Source organism: uncultured Microbacterium sp., assembly GCF_947489255.1.
Lineage (GTDB): Bacteria > Actinomycetota > Actinomycetes > Actinomycetales > Microbacteriaceae > Microbacterium > Microbacterium phycohabitans.
In genome coordinates this window covers 393,743-420,517 of record NZ_CANLCY010000001.1, presented here as the reverse complement: position 1 = coordinate 420,517, position 26,775 = coordinate 393,743, and the positions used below count along the sequence as shown (strand labels likewise).

Below are 26,775 nucleotides of genomic sequence, written 5' to 3'. Positions count from 1 at the left end.
CCGCGGAAATCCACAGATCTAAGGAGCACGAGTATGGGCGCTTTCGACGCCGTCATCGAGATCCCCCGCGGCAGCCGCGTGAAGTACGAGGTCGACCACGGCACCGGCCGTGTCTACCTCGACCGCATCCTCTACACGGTGTTCGGCTACCCCGCCAACTACGGCTTCTTCGAGAACACCCTCGGCGAAGACGGCGACCCGCTCGACGTGCTCGTGCTGCTCGACCGCGACCTGCACCCCGGCATCCTCGCCAAGGTGCGCCCGGTCGGCGTACTGAAGATGAGCGACGAGGCCGGCGGCGACGACAAGGTCGTGGCGGTCCTCGCGAAGGACCCGCGCTGGGATCACATCCAGGACGTCGACGACATCGACGAGTGGACCAAGAAGGAGATCTCGCACTTCTTCGAGCACTACAAGGACCTCGAGCCCAACAAGTGGGTCAAGGTCGACGAGTGGGCGAACGCCGCCGAGGCCGAGCGTCTCGTGGCCGAGGCCTTCACGCGCTTCGACGAGCACGACGCGCAGACCAAGACGCAGGGTTCGGGCGAGGCCCCCAACACGCTCTGAGTCGATGAGACGAGAAAACCCCCGGTCGATCGACCGGGGGTTTTCTCGTGGAAGCGATCAGACCCAGACGCCGCGATCGCGGAGCCAGGGGGCCGGATCGGTCGTGCCGCCCCACGGCGGGTAGACCTCGAAGTGCAGGTGGCAGCCGAAGGAGTTGCCGGTCTGCCCGGTCGCGGCGATCTGCTCGCCCGCACCGACGCGCTGGCCGTACGAGACGTAGATGCCGCCGTTGACGATGTGCGCGTAGCCGGTGGCCGAGCCGTCGTCGTGCTGGATGCGAATGTAGTTGCCGTAGCCGCCGTTGTAGCCGGCGTAGGTGACGCGCCCGGCCGACGCCGCGTAGATCGGCGAGTAGCAGCCGGCGCCGAAGTCGAGACCGAGGTGCCACGAGCTCGCGCAGTAGCTGCCGTTGCACTGGCTGGAGCGCGGGCCGTAGCCCGAGGTGGTCCCGGCCGACGAGGGACGCGCCCAGCCCGAGCCGGTAGCCTGACCGCCGCCTCCGCCGCTGCTCGAACCTCCGCCGCTGCTGGAGCCGCCCCCTCCGCCACCACCGCTGTTGTTGTTCGCGGCTTCGCGATCGCGCTGCTCCTGCTCGCGACGCGCACGCTCGGCGCGGTCACGGGCCTCCGCCTCTTCGCGCGCCTTGCGTTCGCGCTCCTCGCGGGCTTTGCGCTCGGCCTCGACACCGGCCTGGTAATCGGCCACGGTCTTGGCGGTCGTGTCCTGCAGGGCGGCCAGCTGCGCCTCGAGCACGACCTGATTGGCCTGCTGCGCGGCGAGTGCCTCTTGCGCGGCCTGAGCCGCCTGCTGCGCGGCGACCATCTTCTCTTCGGCGATCTTCTGCAGACGGTCGCGCTCGGTGCGGGCGTCGTTCGCCTGGTTGCTCAGCTGCGTCGCGGAATCGCGCGCCGTGACGGCCGCGGCGTACACCGAGCGGTTGCGCTCGATGAGCTTGTCCATCGTGCCGAGCTTGGCCAGCAGATCGTCGGCGCTGGCCGCGGAGCCTGAGAAGAACAGGTCGAGAGAGGTGTCGTCGCCACCCGAGCGGTACAGCTGCGCGGCGACCTTGCCGGCCTTCGCGGCCGCGTCGGTGGCCTTGGCGGCCTCGGCGTCGGCCTGCGCCTGAATCTGCTGGGCGCGGTAGTCGGCGTCGAGGTACGCCTGCTGCGCGGTGTAGTACTCGTCGGATCGGGCGACGACCTCGGCCTGCGTGCGGGCGACCTCGGACTGCAGTCCCTGGATGAGCCCCTGGATGCGGGCGATCTCGCCGGCCTTGGCGGACTCGTTCGCACGCGCCGCCTCGACATCGGCCCACGAGGGGTAGTCGGCGGCCGCCGCGGGAGACGAGAATCCGGATGCCGCCGCACCGAAGGCGCCGAGAGCCACGGCGCCGAGAGCGCCGAACTTCAACGCGCTGCGTCGATCGAAGGTCGGCCACAGGCGCCGCCGCTCATCCGCGGTGGGCGCGCAGCCGCAATCGTCTGACTCAACGGGGCGCTCGAGCGTCACGGGAATACCTCATCTCACCGGTCGCAACTCGACTCACAGTAGCAACACGAGTCACACACACAACAGGGCGAGTTCACGTCGGCAGCGCCCATCCTGCGCCCCCGACACGCGCGAGCCGCGTACGCCACGCCCCGAATTGGCAATCTCGCGAGATGTGAAGTAGGCTCGGTCGTCGGCAAGCGAGAAGGAAATCGCAAGGTTTCCGCCTCATCCGGCCCCATCGTTTAGCGGCCTAGGACGCCGCCCTTTCACGGCGGTAGCACGGGTTCGAATCCCGTTGGGGTCACTTTCCGGTGAAGTACAATTGAAAATGCATGGCCCTGTAGCGCAGTTGGTTAGCGTGCCGCCCTGTCACGGCGGAGGTCGCGGGTTCAAGTCCCGTCAGGGTCGCTCCACAGCGACGGGCCTTCTTTCGAGGAGGCCTTTCGTTTAGGAAGCGGCAGACATGTCGCTCGGCTCTGTAGCTCAGTTGGTAGAGCGCACGACTGAAAATCGTGAGGTCACGGGATCGACGCCCGTCGGAGCCACACGGATCATCATTACAGTGATCCCAGAAACCCTCGCCTAGCTTCTACATGGCGGGGGTTTTGCTTTTCCCTCCCGCCCCGGTGTCCGAGACGGCGGGCCGAGGAATTCTTGTGGCCAGAGATCACGCGGCCCCGCCGGCCTCCAGAAACGATGTCAACGCTGTCATCCACGCGTCGAAGGCGTCGAGATGAGCGTCGTGCGACGCTCCGGCGAGGTCGATCCTGGTGACCTCGCCCCCACCGGCCACGAAGTCCACCTTTTGACGCTCCGTGAACATGCCGTTTTCGGCGTAGACGACGAGCGTGGGAGCCGTCACCTGCCGCCACTCGCTCCATCGCGCCGTCGCAACCTCGGCGATGACCGCGACCATGACGTCGGGGTCGAAACGGGGATACAGACCGTCGGCGCGGTGTTCGAGATCGGCGACCCAGGCCTGCGCGAGCGGACCCGCCCCTAGCGTCGCGCTGGCCGCGGCTCGGTCTGCGAAGGGAATCGGCCACGACCGGAAGTAGTCTCCGAGCGCGGTGTGTTCCTCCGGCGTTCCGCTGCCGGCATCGCATTCGAGAAGCACCAGTCGACGCACGAGATGAGGGTGCGCCGCGGCGAGCATCATTGCGGTGTGCGCACCCATCGAATGTCCGACGAGATCGACCCGCCGGGCCGACTCCGCGCCGATGATCATCACGACATCGGAGACAAATGCCTCACGTGAGAGGTCGAGGGGGTGCCGCGCACTGCGCCCATGGCCGCGCTGGTCGATAAGAATCGTCCGGCGTCCCGCCAATTCTTTCGCCGTTCGCTCGAACTCGCGTCCGCTCCCCGCCAGCCCATGCAGAATGACCACGGTCGGCTCGACACCGTCGACGACCACATACGAAACCGAAGTCCCGTCGGCGGCGACAATTTCTCTGCGTACCGAATCCACCGCATCACAGTAGCCTCCGACCTCGGCTCGGCGACGCGATACCGAGATCCCCCAACGCCGCCGGCACCCACCCGAGACCGGGCTCCCCCCACAGGGGTATTTCTGCGCGCCTGGCCTAACGACGACCCGCAGGTGGTTCCGCGATGCCGCCGGGCAGCGCTACTATTTGTTGACTTTTAGCAAACACCTGGCGCCCGGCCCTGCCCGATCGAGCCGCCCGCCGCCCCTTCTCGATGAGGACAGATGTCAGACATCACCCGTAGCCGCCGCGCGCCCGCGGCATCCCGCCCCACCACCGGCGCCACCGACACGGTCATGACCCACCGCATGATCATGTTCGTGATCTTCGGCCTCATGGCCGGAATGTTCCTGTCGGCCCTCGACCAGACCATCGTCGGCACCTCGATCCGCACGATCGGCGACGACCTGCAGGGTCTCAGCCTGCAGGCCTGGGTCACGACCGCGTACCTGATCGTCTCGACGATCGCGACGCCCATCTACGGCAAGCTCTCCGACATCTTCGGGCGCCGGCCGCTGTTCCTGCTGGCGATCCTCATCTTCATCGTCGGCTCCGTGCTCGCCAGCTTCTCGACCTCGATGGCCGAGCTCGCGGCGTTCCGCGCCATCCAGGGCCTCGGCGCCGGTGGCCTGATGTCGATGCCGCTGGCGATCATGGGCGACATCCTCGCCCCGCGCGAGCGTGCGAAGTATCAGGGCTACTTCCTCGCCGTCTTCGGCATCTCCAGCGTCATCGGCCCGCTCGTCGGCGGTCTGTTCGCCGGCGCCGACCAGATCCTCTTCATCACCGGCTGGCGCTGGGTGTTCCTCATCAACGTGCCCATCGGCATCGCGGCGCTGGCGATCGTGTGGCGATTCCTGCACATCCCCAAGCAGCCGCGCCACTCGGTGCGCATCGACTGGTGGGGCGCCACGACGGTGATCGTCGCCCTCGTTCCGTTGCTGCTCGTCGCCGAGCAGGGACGCGAGTGGGGCTGGGGCTCCCCCATCTCGATCGCCTGCTACGTCATCGGCGCCCTCGGCATCGCGGCGTTCGTGATCGCCGAGACCGCGATGAAGGACGACGCGCTCATCCCGCTCAAGCTCTTCCGTTCGCCCACCTTCTCGATGGCGACGATCATCGGCGTGCTCGTGGGCTTCGGGATGTTCGGCGCGATGCTGACGCTGCCTCTCTATCTGCAGCTGGTCCTGGGCTCGACGCCCACGCAGAGCGGGTTCGAGATGCTCCCGATGATCCTGGGCCTCATGATCGCCTCGATCGCGAGCGGCCAGATCATCGCGCGCACGGGCCGCTACCGCATGTTCCCGATCCTGGGCACGGCGCTGATGTCGATCGGCTTCTTCCTGCTGACCTTCCTGAAGTACGACAGCCCCTACTGGCACGTCGCGCTGGCGATGCTCGTCATCGGCCTCGGGCTCGGCCAGCTCATGCAGACCCTGACGATCGCCAGCCAGAACTCCGTCGGCCTGCGCGACATGGGCGTGGCCACGAGCGGATCGACGTTCTTCCGCCAGATCGGTGGAACCCTCGGCACGGCCGTGCTGCTCTCGCTGCTGTTCACGCTCATGCCCTCGAACATCATCGGCTCGTTCTCCGACCGGGCGACCCTCACCGACGCGCTCGACGCTGCCTTCGACCCGACGGTGGCCTCGGCCCCGGCGAACGAGAAGATCATGTCGAGCATCTACACCCCGATCGTCACCCAGACCACCGATGCCGTGACCCAGCAGGTGCAGCAGGGCGTGCAGCAGGCAACGGATGCCGCGACCCAGGCGGTGGCCGCCCAGGTCGCCACCGGGCAGATCCCGGCTGCGGCGCAGGCCCAGGCCACGCAGGCGGCGGTGTCGCAGGCGATCGCGGCCGCCACGGCGCAGATCCAGCAGCAGGTGCCCGTGGCGCGTATCGGCGCCGACGGCTCGGTGAGCCTGGACTTCTCCGACGCCGCCGACCGCGCCGCGTTCGTCGACGGCGTCGCGACCACCCTCCAGGATCGCTTCACCGCGGGCGATGAGAACACCTCGATCGGCGGCTCGACCCTCGACGACACCTCCTTCCTCATGGGTGCCGACGCGCGGCTGACCAAGCCCTTCCTGGTGGGCTTCAACGCCTCGTCGACGAGCGTCTACTGGGTCGCGATGGGCGTGGTGCTGCTCGCCTTCGTGCTGTCGCTGTTCTTCCGCACACCGCCCCTGCGCGCGAAGTCGGCGTTGCAGGAGGCCGCCGACGAGCGTCGCGGTAAGGACGACGAGGAGAAGCGGGCGGAGGAGTCCGCGGCGCAGACCGGCGCCCTGCTCGCGCCGTAGCCGCAATGACGAAGGGCGGGGCCGTCGGAAGACGCCCCGCCCTTCGTCGTCCCTGTGGCTGCGGTCGCCGCCCCTCGCGCGGGCCCGCACCGCGGCGAGACGTCGGCGGCCCGGCATCCATGTCCCACTTGTGGTGTGTGAGCGCGCTTCGCACCCACCACGAGCGGGACATGCACCGCCATAAGTGGGACGAGGGGGATGCAGGGATGCCGACCGAGGGCGGCAGTCCTGCGGCCTCGCCCCGCCGCGGGGACGGGCCGGGGTCACACGGCTTCGCGCGCGCGCAGATCCTTCCGCAGGATCTTGCCCGACGTCGATTTCGGCACCACGTCGATGAACTCCACCCGCCGCACCTTCTTGTGGGGAGCGACCTGGCCCGCGACGAACGCCATGACGTCCTCCGCCGTGAGGCCGGCATCCGGTGCCATCACGACGAACGCCTTGGGGATCTCCTCCCCGTCGTCGCCGCGCACGCCGATCACGGCGGCATCCTGGATCTTCGGATGCGACAGCAGCAGCGCCTCGAGCTCGGCCGGGGCGATCTGGTAGCCGTGGTATTTGATGAGCTCCTTCAACCGGTCGACGATCGTGAAGTAGCCGTCGACGTGGTGCACGCCGATGTCGCCGGTGTGCAGGAACCCGTCGGCGTCGAGGGTCTCGGCCGTGGCGTCGGGGCGGTTGAGGTAGCCGAGCATCACGTTGGGGCCCCGCACCCAGATCTCCCCCGGCGCGGTCAGGCCGTCGTCGCCGTGCTCCTCGAGCTCGGCCCCGGTCTCGGGGTCGACCAGCTTGGCGTCGCAGCCCGGGATGAGCACGCCCACCGAACTGACCGGGAAATCGGAGTCGGCGGGGATGGCGTGCGAGACGGGGCTCAACTCGCTCATGCCGTAGCCCTGGAAGAAGCGCGCGCCGATGCGCCGGCCGGCGGTCTCCGCGGTCTCGCCGTCGAGCGGAGCGGCTCCGGAGAACACGCTGTGCACGCGGGAGAGGTCGAACTGATCGACGGCGGGGTGCTTGGCCAGGGCGACCGCGATGGGCGGTGCGATAAACAGGAAGGTGCAGCGGTGGTCCTGCACGACACGGAGGAACTCCATCAGGTCGAAGCGGGGCATCGTGACCAGCGTCGCCCGCTGGCGCAGCGCGAGGTTCAACAGCACCGTCATGCCGTAGATGTGGAAGAAGGGCAGCACCGCGAGCACCCGATCGTCGGGCGAGATCTCGATGATCGGTCGGCACTGGTGCACGTTCGCCACGAGGTTGCGGTGCGACAGCATCACTCCCTTGGGCACACCGGTGGTCCCCGAGGAGTACGGGAGCACGGCGACGTGGGTGGCGGGATCGAACGACACCTCGGGCGGGGTCCTGCCCTCGCTCAGCAGCGACCGCAGGTCGGGGTGCCCCTCGGCGCCGTCGAGCACGATGATCCGCTCATCGGGGATGCCGACGGCCGCCGCGGCCTGCGCCGCCTGCGGCAGCAGCGGCGACACGGTCACGAGCCAGGTGGCCTCGGCATCGCGCAGCTGGTTCTCGATCTCGTGCGCGGTGTAGAGGGAGTTGATGGTGGTGATGGCCGCCCCGAGCCTCAGGATGCCGTGGAACACCGTCGCGAAGGCGGGGACGTTCGGGCAGAGCATCGCGACGACGGTGTCGGTGCCGACGCCGCGCGCGGCGAGCGCTCCCGCGAAGGCGTCGACCTGTGCGCGCAGCGCGCGGTAGGTGGTCTCGGCGCCGCTGGCCGGGTCCACCAGCGCCACCCGATCGAGGTCGCCGTCGGCGAGTGAGCCGAACAGGTAGTCGTAGATGCTCTGGTCGGGGATCTCGACGGGCGGGTAGGGGCTCTGGAACACGGTTCTCTCCCTCGAAAACACCGGCGGCGTCGCCGTGCGCTCATCCTGGCACCGCCGACACCCGGTGTCACGCACCGTGGAGACGAGTCTCAGGATGCCGCGGGTGTCGAGGTCGCGGCGGAGCGGCGGTGCCTCACGCAGGAAGAACGGCGGCGCCGCCTGACGCGATACCCGGAATCCCGCGGACGACGGCGGAGGCGGCGCCGGATCTCCTGCGCTGTGCACGCTGCGTCCCCTGCGCCGTGGGCGCCGGCTCACACCAGGCTCAGCACGATCCCACCCGCGGCTCCGACGAGCACGACCGCCCACGCGGGAGTCCGGAACGCCGTCAGAAGGACGAAGCCCACCGCGGCGAGCACGAGCGACCCGGGTCCCGTGATCGCGGTCGTGAACACGGGGGTGTACAGCGCCGCGCCCAGGATGCCGACCACGGCCGCGTTCGCCCCGCGCATGGCCGCACGCACGCGCGGCCGTGTGCGCACGGCATCCCAGAACGGAAGAGCACCGACGAGCATCAGGAAACCGGGGAGGAAGATCGCGCCGAGCGCGAGCGCGGCCCCGAGGATGCCACCGGGCCCGGCCTCCGAGACGGAGCCGAGGTACGCCGCGAAGGTGAAGAGCGGCCCCGGCACGGCTTGGGCGGCGGCGTACCCGGTGAGGAAGGACTCGGGTGAGACCCAGCCCGTCTGCACCACGCCCGCCTGGAGGAGGGGGAGTACGACGTGTCCGCCACCGAACACGAGCGCACCCGCACGGTAGAAGGCGTCGACGAGGGAGACGCTGCTCGATCCCGTGAGGGCGGCGAGCAGCGGCAGCGCCACCAGCCCGCCGACGAAGAGCGCGAGGCACGCGACCGCCGCGCTCTTCCGTACGCCGAACGACGGTGACGGCACCGCGTCGGCCTCGTCGGTCCCGCGCAGCACGACGACACCGGCCACCGCCCCGATCGCGAGGGCGGCGAGTTGACCCGGGGCGGCGGGCAGCAGCAGCGCCAGGGCGAGGGCGACCACCGCGATGCCCGCGCGCGGCGCGTCGGGGGTGAGGGAGCGCGCCATGCCCCACACGGCGTGCGCGACGATCGCCACAGCCACGATCTTCAATCCCGACAGGATGCCGTCGCCGACGACTCCGCCCAGCGCGGCCGCACCGCCGGCGAAGGCGACGAGAAGCACCGCCGAGGGCAGGGTGAAGGCCGCGAAGGCGGCGAGCGCCCCGAGCACGCCCGCGCGCTGCAGCCCCATCGCGAAACCGACCTGGCTGGAGGCCGGCCCGGGGAGGAACTGGCACAGGGCGACGAGGTCGGCATAGCCCCGGTCGTCCATCCACCGGCGGCGGACGACGAGGTCATCGCGGAAGTACCCCAGGTGGGCGACGGGGCCGCCGAAGGAGGTCAGCCCCAATCTCAGGAACGCGAGGAAGACCTCGGTCGCGGTCCCGGTCCTCTGCATCCGTCGACCCTCTCAAGACGGGGGAAACGACAGGTGAACTCCGTGCCGTCCCGGGCTACGTGCCGTCCCGGCTACGCGAGGGGGACCGCGAGCACCTCGTCGACGAGGCGCAGCGTCATCGCGGTGAGGTCCTGGTCGCCGACGATGTCGGCCCCCTCGACCGCCTGTCGCAGACGCTCGACCTCTCCCACCATCGGATTGCCCGGGGCATCGACCTCGATCACGGAGGGCGCCTGACCGCGCGGCGTCAGGGTGAGCCGCCGCGGCGCGTCGATGGCGTCGATCGCGAGCGAGCCGTCCTCGCCCTGGATCTCGCTCGGCAGGGCCGTGTCGGTGATCTTCGACCAGGCGACGTCGGCGACGAATCCGTCGTAGACGGCGAGCGCGCTGCCGAGACCGTCGGTGCCGGAGGCGATGCCCACGCGCGCTCCCCGGATTGATCGCGGCTCGCCGAACAGCCGCACCAGGGCGTGCAGCGGGTAGACGCCCAGGTCGCGCAGCGCGCTGCCGCCGAGCGAGGGGTCGAAGATGTTCGTCTGCTCCCCCGCCAGGACGTGGTCGTACCGCGCCGACCTCTTCTCGTAGCGCAGCGAGACCCGCCGCACGGCGCCGAGGCGAGGCAGGAGATCGCGCACAGCCGCCAGCCCGGGGTCGTAGGCGGTGCGCATCGCCTCGAGCAGCACCACGCCCCGGGAGCGAGCGTGACCCACCGCGGCGTCCCAGTCGGCAGCCGACAGCACCGCCGGTTTCTCGACGAGCGTCGGGATGCCGGCATCCACGGCCGCGGAGATCTGCTCCGCGTGCACCGAGTTGGGGCTGGCGAGGTAGACGGCATCCACGTCGGGCGCGGCGAGGAGGTCGTCGAGACCGACCGCGATGCCGGGGGCGCCGATGGCGTCGGCGAAGGCGCGCGCCCGGTCGGCGTCGCGGGAGGCCACGCGCGAGACGACCATGCCGTCGACCACGCCCACCGCCTCGGCGAAGCGTTCGGAGATGCTGCTGGTGCCGACGATGCCGATGCGGATCATTCCCCCATCCTCTCGCGCCGATGCGTCGCGACGCGATGGGTCCCGGGCGCGCGCGAATCGTCCCGCTAGGATCGCGGCGAGCCGCCCCACCCGACCCCGAGGCACCATGACGACCACCCGAGCCGCCCGCCGCCGGCGCGCCAGTCGACGCGTCCGCGCGCGGCGCACCCTCGTCGCGACGGTCGCCGTCGCCCTGATCGCCGGGGCGGTCACCGCCTTCGCCCTCACCCGCGGTCCCGCCGCGGTGGACGAGACGACCGCTGCGAGCGGAACGCCGACGAGCTCGCCCACGCCCACCCCCACTCCGACTCCGACGCCTCTGACCGCCGCCGAGCGGCTGCTGGCGACGACGAGCGATCCGAATGCGTGCGCGGTGTCGTTCGCCGGCGACGGGATCGCCCTCGACCCCGAACTCCAGACGCGGGGGGTGCGATACGCGGCCCTGCCCCTCCCCCGGGCCGAGGGGCGCGTCTTCGCGGGGTGGTACCCCACCGTCGCCGACGCCCAGGCGCTCACCCTGTCCGCCCGCGTCAACGGCGCCGACCTCGTCAGCTGCACGGGTCGCGAGCAGGTGCTGCACGCCGGGTGGACGACCCCGGAGGCGAATGCCGCGGAGGATGCCGGCATCCCGATCCTCATGTACCACCAGTTCACCCAGAAGCCGGAGGGGGAGGACGGCTGGCTGCGCGGCAACTACGCCTACATCGGGGATTTCGATGCGCAGATGGCCCACATCCAGGAATCGGGCTTCTACCTGCCGACGTGGGACGAGCTGAGCGCGTTCATCGACGGGAGGCTCTTCCTGCCGAAGCATTCGGTCATCATCACCGATGACGACGCCGACTCGTCGTGGCTCGAGCTCGCCGCCCCGATCGTCGATGCCCGGCATCTGCTCACGACGTCGTTCGTCATCACGTCGTCGCGCACCGAGCCGACGCCCAACGGCTTCGTGCTGCAGCGTTCGCACACGTACGACATGCACCGCGCGGGCGCCAACGGCAAGGGACGCATGGTCAACGACGACGCCGACACGATCGCCGCCGATCTCGAGCAGTCCGCGCAGATCCTCGGGGCGAAGGAGGTCGTCGCCTATCCGTTCGGCCACTACAACGACACGACCAAGGAGGGCGTGCGCCGAGCCGGCTTCGAGCTGGGGCGCACCATCGAGCCCGGGTACGTCCGCATCGGCACCGATAAGCTGGCCCTCCCGGTCATCCGCGTCAACTACGGCATGACGGTCGACGACCTGAAAGCGGAGATCGGCTGAGCTCCGCCGCGTTATCACGCCGGTGACGGGCGGTTTCTGGACGGACACTGGGGTGAACACCCGCTAGCTCCCAGGTAACTCCTCCACAATCCCAATTTGGGCACGCGTCGGCCGGTCTACGCTGTGTACTTCTGACTTACCGAGAAAACGCGAGCACACATGGATATTTCCGTCATCGTTCCGACCTTCAATGAGGGTCCGAACGTCGCCGAGCTCGTTCGTCGCACGACGGACGCCCTGCTCGGTCGTGACGTGGAGATCATCTTCGTCGACGACTCCCGCGACGACACCCCCGACATCATCCGGGCCGTCGCGGCGACCTCCGACGTCCCCGTGCGCCTCATCCACCGCGACGAGCCCGTCGGTGGCCTCGGCGGCGCCGTGGTCGAGGGCATCAAGGCCGCGGTGTCCGACTTCTGCGTCGTCATGGACGGCGACCTGCAGCACCCGCCCGAGGTGATCGCCGAGCTGCTCGCGCGCGCCGAGATGGGCGACGCCGACGTGGTCGTGGCATCCCGGTACATCGCCGGCGGCACGTCGGACGGCCTCGCCAACGCCGTGCGCACCACGGTGTCGCGGGCGTCCACGCTGCTCACGAAGGCGATGTTCCCGAAGAAGCTGCACAACTGCTCCGACCCGATGACGGGCTTCTTCCTCGTCGACCGCCGCTCGCTCGAGGTCGAGACCCTCCAGCCGCGCGGCTTCAAGATCCTGCTCGAGATCCTCGCGCGCAAGCAGATGCGCGTCGCCGAGGTGCCCTTCTCCTTCGCTCCCCGCTTCGCCGGCGAGTCCAAGGCGTCGTTCAGCCAGGGCATGCGCTTCCTCACCCAGCTCACGATGCTGCGCTTCGGCCGCATGTCGGCCTTCGCACTCGTGGGCGGTCTCGGCGCCGTCGCCAACCTGCTGATCATGGGGGCGCTGCAGGCCGTCGGCGTGCAGTACATCATCGCTGCGGTGATCGCGAGCGTCGTGACCATCGTCGCGAACTTCCTCGCCCTCGAGTACCTCGTTTTCGCCGACATGCGCGCGGAGTCCGGGCTCATGCGACACCGGTTCATCAAGTCGTTCACCTTCAACGGCATCGAAGCCATCGTGCGCATCCCGGTCATCTGGGTCCTGGTCAGCCAGGCGCACATCCAGAGCGTCGTCGCCGCCGCGCTCACGCTGATCGCCGCCTTCGTCGTGCGTTTCGTCTTCCACGCGCTCGTGGTCTACGCGCCCAAGAAGAGCCGTGTCGGCAAGGTCGTGCACGCCATCGAGCCCCTCGAAGACGAAGTCACGGCCTGACGCCGCTCCGCCCGCCCTCGGGCGCGGGTACTCAGCGCCCGCCGAGCGGGGGCGGCGTACGCTGGAACCATGTCCTCCGACGCATCCATCCGTATGTTCGGCGCCGACTGGTGCCGTGATTGCATCCGCACCAAGAAGCAGCTCGACGAACTCGGCATCGACTACGAATACGTCGACCTCGTGGCCGACCCCGCCGCCGCCGACGTCGCCAAGGAGATCTCGGGTCGCACGAGCATCCCCGTGGTCGTCTACCCCGACGCCAGCCACCACGTCGAGCCGTCGAACGCCGACGTCGAGGCGAAGCTCCGCGAACTCGCGCTGATCTGACGACCGTGTGGCCGGTCCGGCGCGCGTTGACCGGCGAGAGCGGCACGATGCTGCCGGCCTTCGTCGACCATCACGTGCACCTGCACCTCGTCGACGCCGCCGGCCTGCCCCGCCGCGGGGTCGCCGCCGTCGTCGACCTCGGCGGTGACCCGGTCGCCCTCGCGCGTCGCGGGGCGGGACTCCCCCACGTCGCCTATGCGGGCGCGTTCCTCACCGTGCCGGGCGGGTATCCGACGGGGCGCTCCTGGGCGCCCGAGAGCATCGTTCGCGTCGTGACGGGGAGTTCACGGCATCCGGGGGTCGCGGGCGGCGCGCGCACGGCGGTCGACGCGCAGGCGGATGCCGGGGCCTCGGTCATCAAAATCGCCCTCCACGCCGACGCGGGCCCCGCCCCCGACGACGACACCCTGGCCGCCATCGTCGGGTCCGCCCGCGAGCGCAGGCTCGCCGTCGTCGCGCACGCGCAGGGAGACGGCCAGGTGGAACGCGCGATCGAGGCCGGAGTCTCGGCCCTCGCACATGCCCCCTTCGACGCTCCGCTGTCGCGCCGGGTCATCGCCCGAGCGGTCGCGGCCGGACAGTCGTGGATCTCGACTCTCGACATCCACCGCGGCGAGGCCCGTCGTGTGGCAATCGCGAACGTCCGCGCCTTCGCGGCGCGCGGAGGGCGCGTGCTGTACGGCACCGACCTCGGCAACGGTCCCCTGCCGGTGGGCCTGAACCGCCGCGAGCTGCTCGCCCTGCACGAGGCGGGCGTCCGCGGCGACGCTCTCGTCGCCGCCCTCACCGATCCCTGGCCCGGCTCGGACGCGATCGGCGCTGTCTCGACCTTCATCGCCGGTCCCGCCCCCACCGACCCCGACGACGTGCCCACCTGGCTCAGCCGGGCGACGGTCGTCCCGACCGAGGAGCTCACGCGTGTCGACTGACCCCTCCCCCGACTTCGGCTCGGTCGACCGGTTGGAGGTGCCGCACCCCTCCCTCGAGGTCGAGGCGGCGGCCCACGATGCCGACGATCCGCTCGCTTCGTACCGCGCGGCCTTCGTGGGGGCGGACACCTCGCTGGTCTACTTCGACGGCAATTCGCTCGGGCGCCCTCCCCGCGCGACCGCCGATCGTCTCTCGCGCTTCGTCACCGAGGAGTGGGGCGGACGTCTGATCCGCGGCTGGGACGAGGCCTGGATGGAGCTTCCCTTCGAGATCGGCGACCGCATCGGCGCGCTCGCGCTCGGCGCGGCATCCGGACAGACGGTCATCGGCGATTCCACGACCGTGCTGCTGTACAAGCTGCTGCGCGCGGCGCTCGACGCCCAGAGCACGACCGACCCCGAGCGGGTCGAGATCGTGGTGGGACGCGACGACTTCCCCACCGACCGCTACCTCGTCGAGGGCATCGCCGCCGAGCGCGGCGCCCGCGTCGTCTGGATCGACGTCGACCCGACGCGCGGAGTGGATGCCGATCTGCTGCGCGACGCGGTCGGTCCGCGCACCGCGGTGGTGCTGCTCAGCCACGTCTCGTACCGCTCCGGGTACCTCGCCGACGCCCCCGCGCTCACCGCGATCGCGCACGAGGCGGGCGCGCTCGTGCTGTGGGACGTGTGCCATTCCGCCGGTTCGGTGCCGATGGAGCTCGACGCGTGGGGCGCCGATCTCGCCGTCGGGTGCACGTACAAGTACCTCAACGGCGGGCCCGGCTCCCCGGCCTTCGCCTACGTCGCCGCGCGCCACCAGCGTCGACTCACCCAGCCCGTGCAGGGGTGGATGGGCGCGGCCGACGTGTTCTCGATGGGGCCGCGGTACGAGCCCGCCGACGGCATGCGTCGGTTCCTGTCGGGCACGCCGCCGGTGCTCGCGATGATCGCGATGCAGGACACGCTCGATCTGCTCGAGGAGGCCGGTATCGCGGACGTGCGACGCAAGTCGATCGCGCTGACCGAGTTCGCCCTACGGGTGGCCGACGGCATCCTGGTTCCTCTCGGGGTGCGGCTCGCTTCGCCGCGGGATCCGGGCGAGCGTGGAGGGCACCTGACGCTGTCGCACCCCGCGATGCGCGCGGTGACCGCGCAACTGTGGGACGACGACGTGATCCCCGACTACCGCGACCCGCACGGTCTGCGCATCGGACTGTCGCCGCTGTCGACGAGCTTCACCGAGACGCTCACGGGCATGCGCGCCGTCGCCGCCGCGGTGCGCGCCGAGATCTGAGACGCGGGCTCCCGCGCGCGAAGATCTGCCCGGGCCGCCTCTCGAACCGCCCACCGGATGGTCGGGCGCGGTCGAGGCACCGCGGGGCGGAGGGCTAGCCTCGGAGGGTGATCGATCCGCTCATCATCGTCGTCGCCGGCGTGGTGGTCGTCGCCCTCGCCACGGTCATCGGGCCGCGTTTCAACGTCGCCGGGCCCCTGGTGCTCCTCGCCATCGGTGCGGGGGTGAGCCTGCTCCCCTTCGTCCCCGCGTTCGCGGTGAACCCCGAGGTCATCCTCATCGGAGTGCTCCCGCCGCTGCTGTACTCGGCGGCGGTGCAGCTGCCCGCCATCGAGTTCCGCCGCGACTTCGCTCCCATCGCGGGCCTCTCGGTGCTGCTCGTGGTGTTCAGCTCGCTCGTCCTGGGGCTGTTCTTCTGGGCGGTGATCCCCGGTCTGGGGCTCGCGCTCGCGATCGCGTTGGGCGCCATCCTCAGCCCCACGGATGCCGTGGCCACCTCCATCGCGAAGCGTCTGGGCATCTCGCCCCGCGTGGTGACGATGCTCGAGGGTGAGAGCCTGCTCAACGACGCCACCGCGCTCGTGCTGCTGCGCACCGCGGTGGCGGCCGTGGCATCCGGGTTCGCGTTCGGTGATGCGCTGGCCGCGTTCGCCTGGGCCGTCGTGATCGCCATCGCCCTGGGCGCGGTCGTCGGATGGGGGAACCTGCGGGTGCGCGAGCGCGTGACCAACTCGGCGGCGAACACCGCGCTGAGCTTCACCGTTCCCTTCATCGCCTACCTGCCCACCGAGCACCTGGGGGGATCGGGTCTGGTCGCCGCGGTGGTGGCGGGAATCGTCACCGGCCAGGGAGCGGCACGCCGGTTCACGCCCGAGCAGCGCATCAGCGACCGCCTCAACTGGCGCACGATCGAGCTCATCCTGGAGGGCGGCGTCTTCCTCGTGTTCGGCCTCGAGCTGAAAGACATCGTCACCGCCAATCTGCGTGAGCACGAGGGCCTGTGGCACGGCACGTGGCTCGCGCTGTCGGCGCTGGGGATCACTCTCGCGGTGCGCGCTCTGTACGTGTCGTGGCTGATCTGGGTGCAGGGGCGCCGCAGTCGTCGCGTCGTGCACCACCAGGAGCGCGTCGACGACGCCCAGCGCCGTCTGGACCGGTTCGAAGAGGCCTATCGCACCTCGCCCGAGCAGTTCGGCGTGCGCGCCGACGATCCGGCGCGCACCGCCCGGCGCGTCGGGTGGATGCGCGTGCGCATCTCGCGCACCATGGCCGACCTCGACTACTACCGCGACACCCCGCTCGGCGCACGTCACGGAAGCGTCATCGTGTGGGCCGGGATGCGCGGCGTCGTCACGCTCGCCGCCGCCCAGACCCTCCCCGAGGACACCTCGCAGCGTCCCCTGCTGATCTTCGTCGCGTTCCTGGTCGCCCTGTTCAGCCTCGTGCTGCAGGGACTCACTCTCCCGGCCGTGGTGCGCACGGTCGGCTTGGCGGGCGACGGGGGCGAGGGGCCCTCGCGCGACGAGCAGCGCGCGCTCGACGCCGAGCTCCGGGATGCCGCGATCGCGGCCGTGCAGTCGGGATCGCTGACGCGGCGCGACGGCGAAGCCTTCCCCGACGAGATGATCGAGCGCGCGGGCGCCCGCTTGGTGCAGCCGCCCGACGAAGAGGCCTCGACGCGCGTCCGCGATCTGCTCGAACTCCGGCTCGCCTCGATCGAGGCGATGCGGCGGCGCCTGCACGACGTCGGCCGCGACGGCCGGTACAGCACCGCGGCCCTGCGCCACGCCCTCGCCGAGCTCGACGCCGACCAGCTGAGCCTGGAGCTGCGCATCGACGACGGCGAGGACGACTGAACGGAATACCCTCGGCGGCGCGGCGGTTTCCATTCACGCGCATGCGGTCACCTCGAGATCCGTGGTGACTCGACGGCGGGAGAGAAGTGCATCCATGAGCAGGTTCGCCCAGAAGGTCGCCCTCGTCACCGGCGGTGGGAGCGGTATCGGAGCCGCGATCGCGCGAGAGTTGGCCGCCGAAGGCGCGTCGGTCGTCGCGACCGACATCAACAAGGATGCCGCCGAGAGCGTCGTGCAGCAGATCACCGACGCGGGCGGGACCGCCGCCGCTTTCGCCCAGAACACCGCGAAGTGGCAGGACTCCGAGGCGGCCGTCGAATTCGCCCGCACCACCTTCGGCGGACTCCACCTCGCCGTCAACAACGCCGGAATCGGCGCCCCGCCGCAGAACATCGGCGACTACGACATCGAGGCCTGGGACCGCGTGCGCGCGGTCGACCTCGACGGGGTCTTCTATGGCCTGAAGTTCCAGCTGCCGGCGATCGTCGCCTCCGGTGGCGGTGCGGTGGTGAACATGGCATCCGTCCTGGGGTCGGTCGGCATCGCGCAGAACGCCGCCTACGTCGCGAGCAAGCACGCCCTGGTCGGCCTGACGAAGGTCGCAGCCCTCGAGTACACGAAGCAGGGCGTGCGGACCAACGCCGTGGGTCCCGGATTCATCGACACCCCGCTCGTGCGCTCGAGTCTGACCCCCGAAGCGCTGACGCACCTCGAGAACGAGCACGCCACCGGCCGGCTCGGCACCGATTCCGAGGTCGCCGCGCTCACGCTGTTCCTCCTGAGCGACGCCGCGTCGTTCATCTCGGGCAGCTACCACCTCGTCGACGGCGGGTATTCGGCTCACTGAGCCATCGCCGTCCTGGCCCGTCGCACGGAGGTGCGGCGGGCCTTTGCGCGCGTGGGGCTCGGGCTTGGGCCGCGGTTGCGGGCCTGGGCTGCGGATGCGGCTTGAGCTGCGGCTGCGGCTGCGGCTTGGGCGACGGCTGCGGCTGCGGCTTGAGCTGCGGCTGGGGCTTGAGCTGCGGCTGGGGCTTGGGCTGCGGCTTGGGCTTGGGCTTGGGCTGCGGCTGGGGCTTGAGCTGCGGCTGGGGCTTGAGCTGCGGCTTGGGCTTGGGCTTGGGCTTGGGCTTGGGCTTGGGCTTGGGGGGTATGTCCCACTTATGGTCAGTAATTGAGCTCCGGAGTGACACCTTTTGGGACATGCACCGCCATAAGTGGGACGAGGGGGAAGGCCAGGCGGGACCTCGACGGCGGTTTCGCAGGGGCGTGGGGCACAATGGTCGCGGAGGTTTCCATGAGCGATCCGATCCCGACGATGCCGTCATCCACGGATGCCGGGACCGCCGCGGTGCCGATCACGCACGCCGCGGCCGAGTGCCCGAAGTGCTTCACCGAGCTGCAGAGCGACCGGGACTGGTGGCGTGCCCGCCCGGCGGGGTCCCGCCTCGTCGGGCTCGTCGTGTCGCGTCCCGACATGCCCACCGTCGTGCAGCAGCGCGACGACCTGACACGGTTCGGGGTCCCCATCGAGGGCTTCCGGCATCCGGCCCCCGAGACGCTCGAGGGCTGGGCGAACCGCCTGGACAGATTCTTCGGCACGCTCACGCGCGGAGACGTGCTCGTGGTGGCCAGTGTTCACGCCCTCGGCCTGACGCGCGAGGACGAGTCGCGCGCGGTCGCCGATCTGCGTCGCCGCGGAGTCATGGTGAAAGTGCTCCCGCACGGCGACCGTCACCTGCACGACGCGTCGCTTCCCGCGCGCGGCTGACCGCCGACCGAAGGGAACGCGCCGCGTGAGGCGCTCGAACGCCGGAGCGCGCGAGAAGCGTCGACGTCGGGCGTTCGGGTACCGGCGAGGCGAGGGCGGTTGCCGGAGGTCGTGCGCCGACGGAGCGCGAGGCTCCGGGGGCGAGGTCGAACGTCCGAACGGCCCGACGTGCGTTCGCTCCTCGGGGGTCGTGCGCCGACGTAGCGCGCGGGGCTGAGGGCTCACGCGATCGGACGTCCGAAGAGCCCGACGTGCGTTCGCGCCTCGGGGGTCAGGCGCCGACGTAGCGCGCGAGGTGCTCCCCCGTCAGGGTCGAGCGCTCGGCGACGAGCCGGGCGGGTGTCCCCTCGAACACGACCGTGCCGCCGTCGCGACCGGCTCCCGGCCCGAGGTCGATGAGCCAGTCGGCGTGCGCCATCACGGCTTGATGGTGTTCGATCACGACGACGGTGTTGCCGGCATCCACGAGGTGATCGAGCAGCCGGAGGAGCCTGTCGACGTCGGCGAGGTGCAGACCCGTCGTGGGCTCGTCGAGGACGTACACGGCTCCCGCCTTGGCCATCGAGATCGCGAGCTTGAGGCGTTGGCGTTCTCCGCCCGACAGCGTGCTCAGCGACTGCCCCAGCGTGAGGTAGCCGAGCCCCACGTCGCGCAGGCGGCCGAGGACGGCGACGGCCGGACCGGTGACGAGGAACTCCCCCGCCTCGGCGACCGACATCGCGAGCACCTCGGCGATGTTCTTGCCGTCGAGCGTGTACTCCAGCACGTCGTCGGAGAACCCGGTGCCCTCGCACAGCTCGCAGACGGTCTCGACCGTGGACTGGAACCCCAGCTGCGTCACGATCACGCCGAGTCCCTTGCACGCCGCGCAGGCGCCCTGACTGTTGGCGCTGAAGAGCGCCGGCTTGACGCCGTTCGCCTTCGCGAAGGCCGCACGTACCGCGTCGAGGATGCCGGTGTAGGTCGCGGGACTGCTGCGCCGTGACCCCTTGATGGCGGTCTGATCGACCACGACGACGTCGTCGAACGCGGGGAGGTTGCCGTGGATGAGCGACGACTTGCCGGACCCGGCGACTCCGGTCACCACCGTCAGCACGCCGAGCGGGATGTCGACGTCGACGCCGCGGAGATTGTGCTGGGTCGCGCCGCGAATCGAGAGCGCGCCGACGCCCGTGCGCACGGTGTCTTTGAGCTGCGCGCGGTGATCGAGGAAGCGGCCCGTCAAGGTGTCGGACGCACGCAGCCCTGCGACGTCGCCCTGGAACTGGATGGCGCCGCCCTCGCGGCCCGCGCGCGGACCGAGATCGACCACGTGGTCGGCGATGTCGATGACCTCGGGCTTGTGCTCGACGACGAGCACCGTGTTGCCCTTGTCGCGCAGCTGCAGAAGCGTCTCGTTCATGCGCTGGATGTCGTGCGGGTGCAGGCCCGCGGTGGGTTCGTCGAAGACGTAGGTGATGTCGCTGAGACTCGAGCCCAGGTGGCGGATCATCTTGGTGCGCTGCGCCTCTCCCCCGGACAGCGTGCCGCTGGAACGGTCGAGCGAGAGGTAGCCGAGCCCGATGTGGACGAACGCGTCGAGCGTGTCGCGCAGACCCTGCACGAGGGGCGCCACCGAAGGGTCGTCGATGGTGCCCACCCAGACCGCGAGATCGGTGATCTGCATGGCCGCGGCATCCGCGATGTTGACGCCGTCGATGCGCGATGACCGCGCGCCCTCGTTGAGGCGAGTGCCCTCGCACGCCGGGCACGCGACGACCGTGGCCGCACGGTCGACGAAGGCGCGGACGTGCGGCTGCAACGCGTCGCGGTCTTTCTGCAGCATGCTCTTGGTGATCTTGGGGACGAGCCCCTCGTACGTCATGTTGGTGTTCGCGATGCGGACCTTCGTCTGCTCCTTGTAGAAGAAGTCGGCACGCTCCTGGGGGGTGAAGTCGCGCACGGGCTTGTCGGGGTCGACGAAGCCCGACTCGCTGAAGACGCGGACCATCCAGCCGTCGGCCGTGTAGCCGGGCACGAGGATGGCTCCGGCGTTGAGCGAGAGCGAGGCGTCGACGAGTTGATCGAGGTCGAGGTCGCCGACCTGACCGAGACCCTCGCACTCGGGGCACATGCCGCCGGTGATCTCGAACGAGCGACGCTGCTTCTGCCCCTTGTTCGCGCCCGTGGCGATCGTGACCGCACCCGCCCCCGAGATCGAGGGCACGTTGAACGAGAACGCCTGAGAGGACCCGACGTGCGGCTGGCCGAGGCGACTGAACAGGACCCGCAGCATGGCGTGCACGTCGGTGGCGGTGCCGACGGTGGAGCGGGCGTTCGCAGCCATGCGCTCCTGATCGACGCGGATCGTGGCGCTGAGGTTCTCGAGGGCGTCGACGTCGGGTCGCGACAGCTCGCCCATGAATTGCTGCACGAAGGTGGGGTAGGTCTCGTTGATCAGCCGCTGCGACTCGGCGGCGATCGTGCCGAAGACCAGCGACGACTTGCCCGATCCGCTGACCCCGGTGAACACCGTGAGGCGCCGCTTGGGCACGTCGAGGTCGACGTTCTTCAAATTGTTCTCGCGGGCGCCGCGCACGCGGATGACGTCGTGGGCGTCGGGATCGGTCATGGGCGCCTCCTCGGGATCGTCCCCAGTGTGGCGCAGATCACCGACATCGACGATGTGCCGATTCGACGATGTGCCCATCGGCGGTGCGTCCCGGTCCAGCGCGGGGTCGCCGGTCGGCGCCCGCGTGCACAACGGCAGGCAGACCCCGCGACACACCGCAGCACAGGCCTCCGGGCCCGGTCGGCCGTCCCGCGGGGTCGCCCGGTCAGCGCCCGCGTGCACAACGGCAGGCCGACTCCGCGACACGCCGCAGCACAGGCCCCCAGGCTCGGCGTGTCGCCCACGGCATCCGCCGTTGTGCACGCCCGGCGGCGCCCCGTGCCGGCCCGGCGGGCGCCGCACCGGCCCGGCGCCCGCGTGCACAACGGCGGGCCGCCCCCGCGACGCCCCGCCGCACAGGCCCCCAGGCTCGGCGTGTCGCCCACGGCATCCGCCATTGTGCACAGGGGCGCGGGCGGACGGCCGCACAGACGACGGCGCCCCCGCAGACGGATCTGCGGGGGCGCCGGGAGGAAGGCGTCAGCCCTGGGCGCGACGGTTCGTGCGCGGGCTGCGGGCTCCGACGACCATGCCGGTCGTGGGCGTTCCGGATGCCGAGCGACCCGCGCCCTGCGGACGACCCGCGCCGGCGCCGGCGCGCTGCGCACCCGCTCCGGCCTGGCCGCGACCGGCGCCCGAGCGCTGGCCCTGGCCACGGCCACCCTGGGGAGCGTGGCCGGACGCTGCGGGGGCCTCGCCACCCTGACCGCTGCCGCCGCGTCCGCGACGACGGCGACCGCCGCCGGCGGCCGGGGCCGCGGCATCCTGGCCCGGGGTGCGGGCGGCGCGCTTGCGCTGGGCGTTGGCGCCCTGCGAGCGTCCGCCGCCCTGCGGCTGCACGACGACGGGCTCGGGCTTGACGTACGGGGCGACCTCGCCGACCAGCGCCACGACCTCGGGCGAGGTCGGGGTGACGGGCTGCGGGGTGGCCGAGATTTTGGCCTTGCGCAGGATGTCGAGCGTGTCGCGGCGCTGCTCGGGGAGCATGATCGTCACGACGTCGCCGGCCGTGCCCGCGCGGGCCGTGCGGCCGGAGCGGTGCAGGTACGCCTTGTGCTCGACGGGCGGGTCGACGTGCACGACCAGCTCGACGCCGTCGACGTGCACGCCGCGGGCGGCCACGTCGGTGGCGACGAGCACCTTGGCGCGTCCGTCGCCGAAGGCGGCGAGGTTGCGGTCGCGCTGCGGCTGCGACAGGTTGCCGTGCAGGTCGACCGAGGGGATGCCGGCGGCGGTGAGCGCCTTCGCCAGCTTCTTGGCCTGGTGCTTGGTGCGCATGAAGAGGATGCGACGGGCCGCGCCCGAGGCGAGCGTCTGCACGAGCTCCCTCTTCGCGTCGGCGTCGGCGGGGGCGAAGACGTGGTGCGTCATCGCGGCGACGTGCGAGTGCGCTTCGTCGACCGAGTGCAGGACCTCGTTGCGGAGGAACCGCTTGACGAGCTTGTCGACGCCGTTGTCGAGCGTCGCCGAGAACAGCAGACGCTGACCGTCGGCGGGCGTGCGCGACAGCAGACGGGTGACACCGGGGAGGAAGCCGAGGTCGGCCATGTGATCGGCCTCGTCGAGGACGGTGATCTCGACGTCGCCGAGGTTGGCGAAGCCCTGACCGATCAGGTCTTCGAGGCGGCCCGGGCAGGCGACGAGGATGTCGACACTCGCGGCGAGCGCGTCGACCTGACGCTTCTGGTTGACCCCGCCGTACACGGTGGTGGTGACCAGACCGAAGGCGGCGGCGAGGGGCTTGATGACCTCGTCGATCTGGTTCGCGAGCTCGCGCGTGGGTGCCAGCACGAGGGCGCGGGGCTTGCGACCGCGGCGGCGGTCGGTCTTCGCGGCGAGGCGTGCCACGAGCGGCAGCGAGAAGGCCAGGGTCTTGCCGGAGCCGGTCTTGCCGCGGCCGAGCACGTCACGGCCGGCGAGGGTGTCGGGCAGGGTGTCGGCCTGGATGGGGAAGGGCTCGTTCTTGCCCTGAGCGGCGAGAATGTCGACCAGCGGCGCGGGCACGCCGAGGTCGGTGAAAGTCTGAGACGTCATGAATACTCCTGCCGCGGCGCGGGAGCACGCGGCGGTTCGGGATGCCGCGATGCTGCGGCAGAAATGGGCGAAGGCGCCGGGTGGCGCATCCGTTCGCCGTGAAGGTCAAAGGCCCGAGAAGAGGGGGCCGGTGCGTTCGACGACGCGTGGAGCGAGAGCTCCTGCACCTAGTCTACCGGTTCCGAGCAGGCCGCCCGTCAGGCCGCGCGCCAGCACCCCGCCACGTGGTCGTCGACCATGCCCGACGACTGCATGAGGGCGTACATCGTGGTGGGCCCGACGAAGCGGAACCCTCGGCGGCGGAGCTCGGTGCTCATCGCGGTCGATTCGGGCGTCACCGCGGGAACGTCGGCGAAGGTCGCCGGCGGCGTGTGCGACGCCGGTGCGAACGACCACATCAGTGCATCGAGCTCGCCCGGGGCCATCCCCGCGACGATCGTGGCGTTGCCGATCACAGCCTCGATCTTGCCGCGGTGGCGGATGATGCCGGCATCCTGGAGCAGACGATCGACGTCGTCGGGACCGAATCGCGCCACGGCCGAGGGCTCGAAATCGTGGAACACCTCACGGAAGCGCGGACGCTTGCGGAGGATGGTGATCCAGGCGAGACCCGCCTGGAATCCCTCGAGGCTCATCTTCTCGAACAGCGGGCGGTCGCCGCGCAACGCCGTGCCCCACTCCTCGTCGTGGTAGCGCTGATACTCGGCGTCGGCGCCCGCCCACGCGCAGCGGGTGACGCCGTCGCCTGCGGTCACGAGGTCGCTCATGCCCCCAGGCTATGCCGGACCCCCGACACCCACCGCGCGGCGATCGGGCCAGGGGATCGTTCGAGGACAGGACCGATGAGCGGCCACCCGGCCTGTTCTCGACGGATGTCCTGTCACGGCGCGCCGAAACGACACCGCCCCGCCTCTCGTGGAGGCGGGGCGGTGTCGGTCGCGACTCAGCGCGCGGGCTTCTTCTCCGGAACCGGGGCGTTACCCGACGCCTTCAACGCGGCGTAGTACGACGCGGCCTCGTTCTGACGATCGTCCTCGACGCCCGACGCGATCGAGGCGCGGATGTGCTCGGGGCCGTAGCCGAACGCGTCGACGAGGTCTTGAGCGTGCGGGCGCAGACGAGCGCACAGACGGTCGATGTAGCGCGACACCGCCGCGGCCCGCTGCGTCGACAGCCGCCCGTGGATGAGGTACCAGGCCAGGTGCTTCTCGATCAGCTGCAGACCGAACAGGTCGCGCAACCAGGTGAGCACCTTCAGGGTGTCGCGGTCGTCGATGCGGTTGATGGCGTCGGTGAACGCCTCCCACTGCAGCAGCTCGCCGTGGGCGCGCGCGGCCTCGATGAGCTCCGCCTGGTTCTCGTTGAACAACGCCGCCGCGTCTTCGCGCGAGAGCTTGGATGCCGGACGCAGGCGCCCCGCGATGTCGGCGATCATCTGCTGCACGCGGTCGGCGAGCAGCTCGTGCTGCTGTTCGGCGCGCAGTCCCTTCTCGACCGAGCGGGCGGTCGAGCCGAAGTCGCTCACGGCCTGACCCAGCTGGCGCATGCCCGCGCCGTGGAAGAGCTTGCCGGCCGTCTGGCCGACCGCGAAGGCGGCGAGCTGCTTGGCATCCTTGCCCTTGAACTGCTTCGCGTAGTCGGCGAGCAGACGCTTGCCGACGAGCTGCAGCAGGATGTTGTTGTCGCCCTCGAAGGTGACGTAGATGTCGAGATCGGCGCGCAGGCCCACCAGACGGTTCTCGAAGAGGAAGCCCTGGCCGCCGCACGCCTCTCGCGACTCCTGCAGCGTGTCGAGCGCGTGCCAGGTCGACAGGGGCTTCAGGGCGGCCGCGAGCGTCTCGAGGTCTTCGCGGTCGGCGTCGGTGTCGAGCGCGCCGCTGAAGACGCCGTCGAACTTCTGCAGGAACTCGTCGTGCGCGAAGATCTGGGCGTACGTCGTCGCCAGACGCGGCAGAAGACGTCGCTGGTGCTTGCCGTAGTCGAGCAAAGTCACCTCGGGGGAGCCGCTGCCCGAGTCGAACTGACGGCGCTGGTTGCCGTAGGTGATCGCGATCGTGAGGCCGATGGCCGACGCCCAGGCGGCCGCGCCGTCGAGCGAGACGCGCCCCTGCACGAGCGTGCCGAGCATCGTGAAGAACCGGCGGCCGGGGCTCGCGATCTCGCTCGAGTACGTGCCGTCGGCAGCGACGTCGCCGTAGCGGTTGAGGAGGTTCGTGCGGGGGACGCGCACCTGGTCGAAGTGCAGCCGCCCGTTGTCGATGCCGTTCAGACCGCCCTTGAGGCCGTCGTCCTCGCCGCCGATGCCGGGGAGGAAGTTCCCCTCGTCGTCGCGCAGCGGCACGTAGAAGCAGTGCACGCCGTGGTTGACGCCCTTCGTGATGAGCTGGGCGAACACCGTGGCGGCCTTGCCGTGCAGAGCGGCGTTGCCCAGGTAGTCCTTCCACGCGCCGCGGAACGGCGTGTGGATGACGAATTCCTCGGCCTCGGGGTCGTAGGTCGCGGTGGTGCCGATGGCCGACACGTCGGAGCCGTGCCCGGTCTCGGTCATGGCGAACGCGCCGGGGATCTCGAGGCTCATGATGCCGGGGAGCCACTTGTCGTGGTGCTCGCGCGTGCCCAACTGCAGCACGGCCGAGCCGAACAGGCCCCACTGCACGCCCGACTTGATCTGCAGGCTGGGATCGGCGGCGACGAGTTCTTCGAAGCCGGCGATGTTGGCGCCGTTGTTCTCCTCCCCGCCGAAACGCTTCGGAAAGGCCCGGTGAACGGCCTTGTTCTGCACGAGGAGGTGCAGCTGGCTGAGGGTGCGCTCGCGGTGCGCGTCCATGCCGAGGCTGTCATCGCGCCAGAGCGCGGGGTCTTTGATCATCTCGCGCGCCTCGCGGCGGATGTGGCCCCACGTACCGAGCAGCAGATCGGTGACCCGCTCGGTGTCGATGCGGGCTTCGGCGGCCTCGGCCGCGGTGTGCGCGGCGGTGGGCGCTCCCCCGACGGGCGTGCGCGTGCTCGTGGCGGGCGTGGTGGGACGGACGGCGGCGTCGGTCATTCTCGGCACCTTTCGACGTTGCAAAGGGATGCCACCCACGGTAGGTGTCCCACAACGACCGCTCAAACATCCTGTGTGATGTTCACAACGCGGCCGGCCGCCCGCGCCTGGAGTCGTTGTGGGGGGTCAACATTCCCGGGAGTGCGCTGAGCGCGAGGATG

19 protein-coding genes and 3 tRNA genes are annotated in these 26,775 nt (G+C 70.5%); 13 read left to right on the top strand and 9 right to left on the bottom strand.

All coding sequences use genetic code 11. The annotated features are described in order from the left end of the window. The first annotated feature begins 33 nt into the window (after positions 1–33). Positions 34–567 carry an inorganic diphosphatase gene (locus Q0818_RS01980; RefSeq protein WP_298870751.1) on the top strand — a complete coding sequence of 178 codons (534 nt, stop codon included), beginning with the start codon at positions 34–36 and terminating at the stop codon, positions 565–567. A 57-nt stretch (positions 568–624) separates the two neighbouring features. On the opposite strand, the gene Q0818_RS01975 is transcribed toward Q0818_RS01980, so the two are convergent. Beyond that, a complete protein-coding gene (locus tag Q0818_RS01975) occupies positions 625–2,076 on the bottom strand; it encodes a M23 family metallopeptidase (protein WP_298870748.1) in 1,452 nt (483 codons plus the stop codon). A gap of 213 nt (positions 2,077–2,289) precedes the next feature. Between Q0818_RS01975 and Q0818_RS01970 the strand changes: the two genes are divergently transcribed. The 3 genes from Q0818_RS01970 to Q0818_RS01960 all read left to right on the top strand — a co-directional run bounded on the left by Q0818_RS01970 (position 2,290) and on the right by Q0818_RS01960 (position 2,603). Continuing rightward, positions 2,290–2,362, top strand: a tRNA-Glu gene (locus Q0818_RS01970). Positions 2,363–2,392: 30 nt separating this feature from the next. Then, positions 2,393–2,466, top strand: a tRNA-Asp gene (locus Q0818_RS01965). A 64-nt stretch (positions 2,467–2,530) separates the two neighbouring features. After that, positions 2,531–2,603: transfer RNA gene (locus Q0818_RS01960), tRNA-Phe, on the top strand. Positions 2,604–2,725: 122 nt separating this feature from the next. Here the strand turns inward: Q0818_RS01960 and Q0818_RS01955 are convergent. Continuing rightward, on the bottom strand, positions 2,726–3,529 hold the full coding sequence (locus tag Q0818_RS01955; protein ID WP_298870745.1) for an alpha/beta hydrolase: 804 nt from the start codon (positions 3,527–3,529) through the stop codon (positions 2,726–2,728). 315 nt (positions 3,530–3,844) lie between these two features. Here Q0818_RS01955 and Q0818_RS01950 point away from each other — a divergent pair, with 315 nt between their 5' ends. Further along, complete coding sequence (locus Q0818_RS01950) at positions 3,845–5,851, top strand: MDR family MFS transporter (protein WP_298871684.1); 2,007 nt, start codon at positions 3,845–3,847, stop codon at positions 5,849–5,851. A 263-nt stretch (positions 5,852–6,114) separates the two neighbouring features. On the opposite strand, the gene Q0818_RS01945 is transcribed toward Q0818_RS01950, so the two are convergent. From Q0818_RS01945 to Q0818_RS01935, 3 genes are all read right to left on the bottom strand, one after another. Further along, the gene (locus tag Q0818_RS01945) at positions 6,115–7,698 is read right to left on the bottom strand and encodes an AMP-binding protein (RefSeq protein WP_298870744.1); all 1,584 of its coding nucleotides are present in this window, start codon (positions 7,696–7,698) and stop codon (positions 6,115–6,117) included. Between the two features lie 254 nt (positions 7,699–7,952). Beyond that, a complete protein-coding gene (gene chrA / locus Q0818_RS01940) occupies positions 7,953–9,146 on the bottom strand; it encodes a chromate efflux transporter (protein ID WP_298870738.1) in 1,194 nt (397 codons plus the stop codon). 71 nt (positions 9,147–9,217) lie between these two features. Then, positions 9,218–10,174, bottom strand: coding sequence for a Gfo/Idh/MocA family oxidoreductase (locus Q0818_RS01935; protein ID WP_298870733.1), 957 nt, complete (start codon positions 10,172–10,174; stop codon positions 9,218–9,220). Positions 10,175–10,280: 106 nt separating this feature from the next. On the opposite strand from Q0818_RS01935, the gene Q0818_RS01930 reads away from it, so the two are divergent. The 8 genes from Q0818_RS01930 (at position 10,281) to Q0818_RS01895 (ending at position 18,884) form a co-directional block, all read left to right on the top strand. Beyond that, positions 10,281–11,441 (top strand): polysaccharide deacetylase family protein, encoded by a 1,161-nt coding sequence (locus tag Q0818_RS01930; protein WP_298870730.1) that lies wholly within the window; start codon positions 10,281–10,283, stop codon positions 11,439–11,441. A 159-nt stretch (positions 11,442–11,600) separates the two neighbouring features. Continuing rightward, positions 11,601–12,728, top strand: coding sequence for a glycosyltransferase family 2 protein (locus Q0818_RS01925; protein ID WP_298870727.1), 1,128 nt, complete (start codon positions 11,601–11,603; stop codon positions 12,726–12,728). A gap of 69 nt (positions 12,729–12,797) precedes the next feature. Continuing rightward, positions 12,798–13,055 (top strand): glutaredoxin domain-containing protein, encoded by a 258-nt coding sequence (locus Q0818_RS01920; RefSeq protein ID WP_298870725.1) that lies wholly within the window; start codon positions 12,798–12,800, stop codon positions 13,053–13,055. A 26-nt stretch (positions 13,056–13,081) separates the two neighbouring features. Next, on the top strand, positions 13,082–13,984 hold the full coding sequence (locus tag Q0818_RS01915) for a hypothetical protein (protein ID WP_298870722.1): 903 nt from the start codon (positions 13,082–13,084) through the stop codon (positions 13,982–13,984). A 31-nt stretch (positions 13,985–14,015) separates the two neighbouring features. Further along, on the top strand, positions 14,016–15,260 hold the full coding sequence (locus Q0818_RS01910) for an aminotransferase class V-fold PLP-dependent enzyme (protein WP_298871683.1): 1,245 nt from the start codon (positions 14,016–14,018) through the stop codon (positions 15,258–15,260). Positions 15,261–15,367: 107 nt separating this feature from the next. After that, complete coding sequence (locus Q0818_RS01905) at positions 15,368–17,116, top strand: sodium:proton antiporter (RefSeq protein ID WP_298870720.1); 1,749 nt, start codon at positions 15,368–15,370, stop codon at positions 17,114–17,116. Positions 17,117–17,210: 94 nt separating this feature from the next. Next, positions 17,211–17,963 carry an SDR family oxidoreductase gene (locus Q0818_RS01900; protein ID WP_298870718.1) on the top strand — a complete coding sequence of 251 codons (753 nt, stop codon included), beginning with the start codon at positions 17,211–17,213 and terminating at the stop codon, positions 17,961–17,963. A 447-nt stretch (positions 17,964–18,410) separates the two neighbouring features. Then, a complete protein-coding gene (locus Q0818_RS01895; RefSeq protein ID WP_298870716.1) occupies positions 18,411–18,884 on the top strand; it encodes a dehydrogenase in 474 nt (157 codons plus the stop codon). Between the two features lie 271 nt (positions 18,885–19,155). On the opposite strand, the gene Q0818_RS01890 is transcribed toward Q0818_RS01895, so the two are convergent. From Q0818_RS01890 to Q0818_RS01875, 4 genes are all read right to left on the bottom strand, one after another. After that, positions 19,156–21,495, bottom strand: coding sequence for an excinuclease ABC subunit UvrA (locus Q0818_RS01890; RefSeq protein WP_298870713.1), 2,340 nt, complete (start codon positions 21,493–21,495; stop codon positions 19,156–19,158). Positions 21,496–22,014: 519 nt separating this feature from the next. Then, positions 22,015–23,568, bottom strand: a complete 1,554-nt coding sequence (locus Q0818_RS01885) for a DEAD/DEAH box helicase (RefSeq protein ID WP_298870711.1) — start codon at positions 23,566–23,568, stop codon at positions 22,015–22,017. A 197-nt stretch (positions 23,569–23,765) separates the two neighbouring features. Next, positions 23,766–24,335, bottom strand: a complete 570-nt coding sequence (locus tag Q0818_RS01880) for a DNA-3-methyladenine glycosylase I (protein WP_298870709.1) — start codon at positions 24,333–24,335, stop codon at positions 23,766–23,768. Between the two features lie 176 nt (positions 24,336–24,511). Then, positions 24,512–26,614, bottom strand: coding sequence for an acyl-CoA dehydrogenase (locus Q0818_RS01875; protein ID WP_298870706.1), 2,103 nt, complete (start codon positions 26,612–26,614; stop codon positions 24,512–24,514). Positions 26,615–26,775 lie beyond the last annotated feature (161 nt).

Excerpts from the sequence above, each read along its gene's own strand:
- Q0818_RS01980 (WP_298870751.1), top strand. The coding sequence starts at position 34 with ATGGGCGCTTTCGACGCCGTCATCGAGATCCCCCGCGGCAGCCGCGTG.
- Q0818_RS01950 (WP_298871684.1), top strand. The coding sequence starts at position 3,845 with ATGACCCACCGCATGATCATGTTCGTGATCTTCGGCCTCATGGCCGGA.
- chrA (WP_298870738.1), bottom strand. The coding sequence starts at position 9,146 with ATGCAGAGGACCGGGACCGCGACCGAGGTCTTCCTCGCGTTCCTGAGA.
- Q0818_RS01935 (WP_298870733.1), bottom strand. The coding sequence starts at position 10,174 with ATGATCCGCATCGGCATCGTCGGCACCAGCAGCATCTCCGAACGCTTC.
- Q0818_RS01930 (WP_298870730.1), top strand. The coding sequence starts at position 10,281 with ATGACGACCACCCGAGCCGCCCGCCGCCGGCGCGCCAGTCGACGCGTC.
- Q0818_RS01925 (WP_298870727.1), top strand. The coding sequence starts at position 11,601 with ATGGATATTTCCGTCATCGTTCCGACCTTCAATGAGGGTCCGAACGTC.
- Q0818_RS01920 (WP_298870725.1), top strand. The coding sequence starts at position 12,798 with ATGTCCTCCGACGCATCCATCCGTATGTTCGGCGCCGACTGGTGCCGT.
- Q0818_RS01900 (WP_298870718.1), top strand. The coding sequence starts at position 17,211 with ATGAGCAGGTTCGCCCAGAAGGTCGCCCTCGTCACCGGCGGTGGGAGC.
- Q0818_RS01895 (WP_298870716.1), top strand. The coding sequence starts at position 18,411 with ATGAGCGATCCGATCCCGACGATGCCGTCATCCACGGATGCCGGGACC.
- Q0818_RS01890 (WP_298870713.1), bottom strand. The coding sequence starts at position 21,495 with ATGACCGATCCCGACGCCCACGACGTCATCCGCGTGCGCGGCGCCCGC.
- Q0818_RS01885 (WP_298870711.1), bottom strand. The coding sequence starts at position 23,568 with ATGACGTCTCAGACTTTCACCGACCTCGGCGTGCCCGCGCCGCTGGTC.
- Q0818_RS01880 (WP_298870709.1), bottom strand. The coding sequence starts at position 24,335 with ATGAGCGACCTCGTGACCGCAGGCGACGGCGTCACCCGCTGCGCGTGG.
- Q0818_RS01875 (WP_298870706.1), bottom strand. The coding sequence starts at position 26,614 with ATGACCGACGCCGCCGTCCGTCCCACCACGCCCGCCACGAGCACGCGC.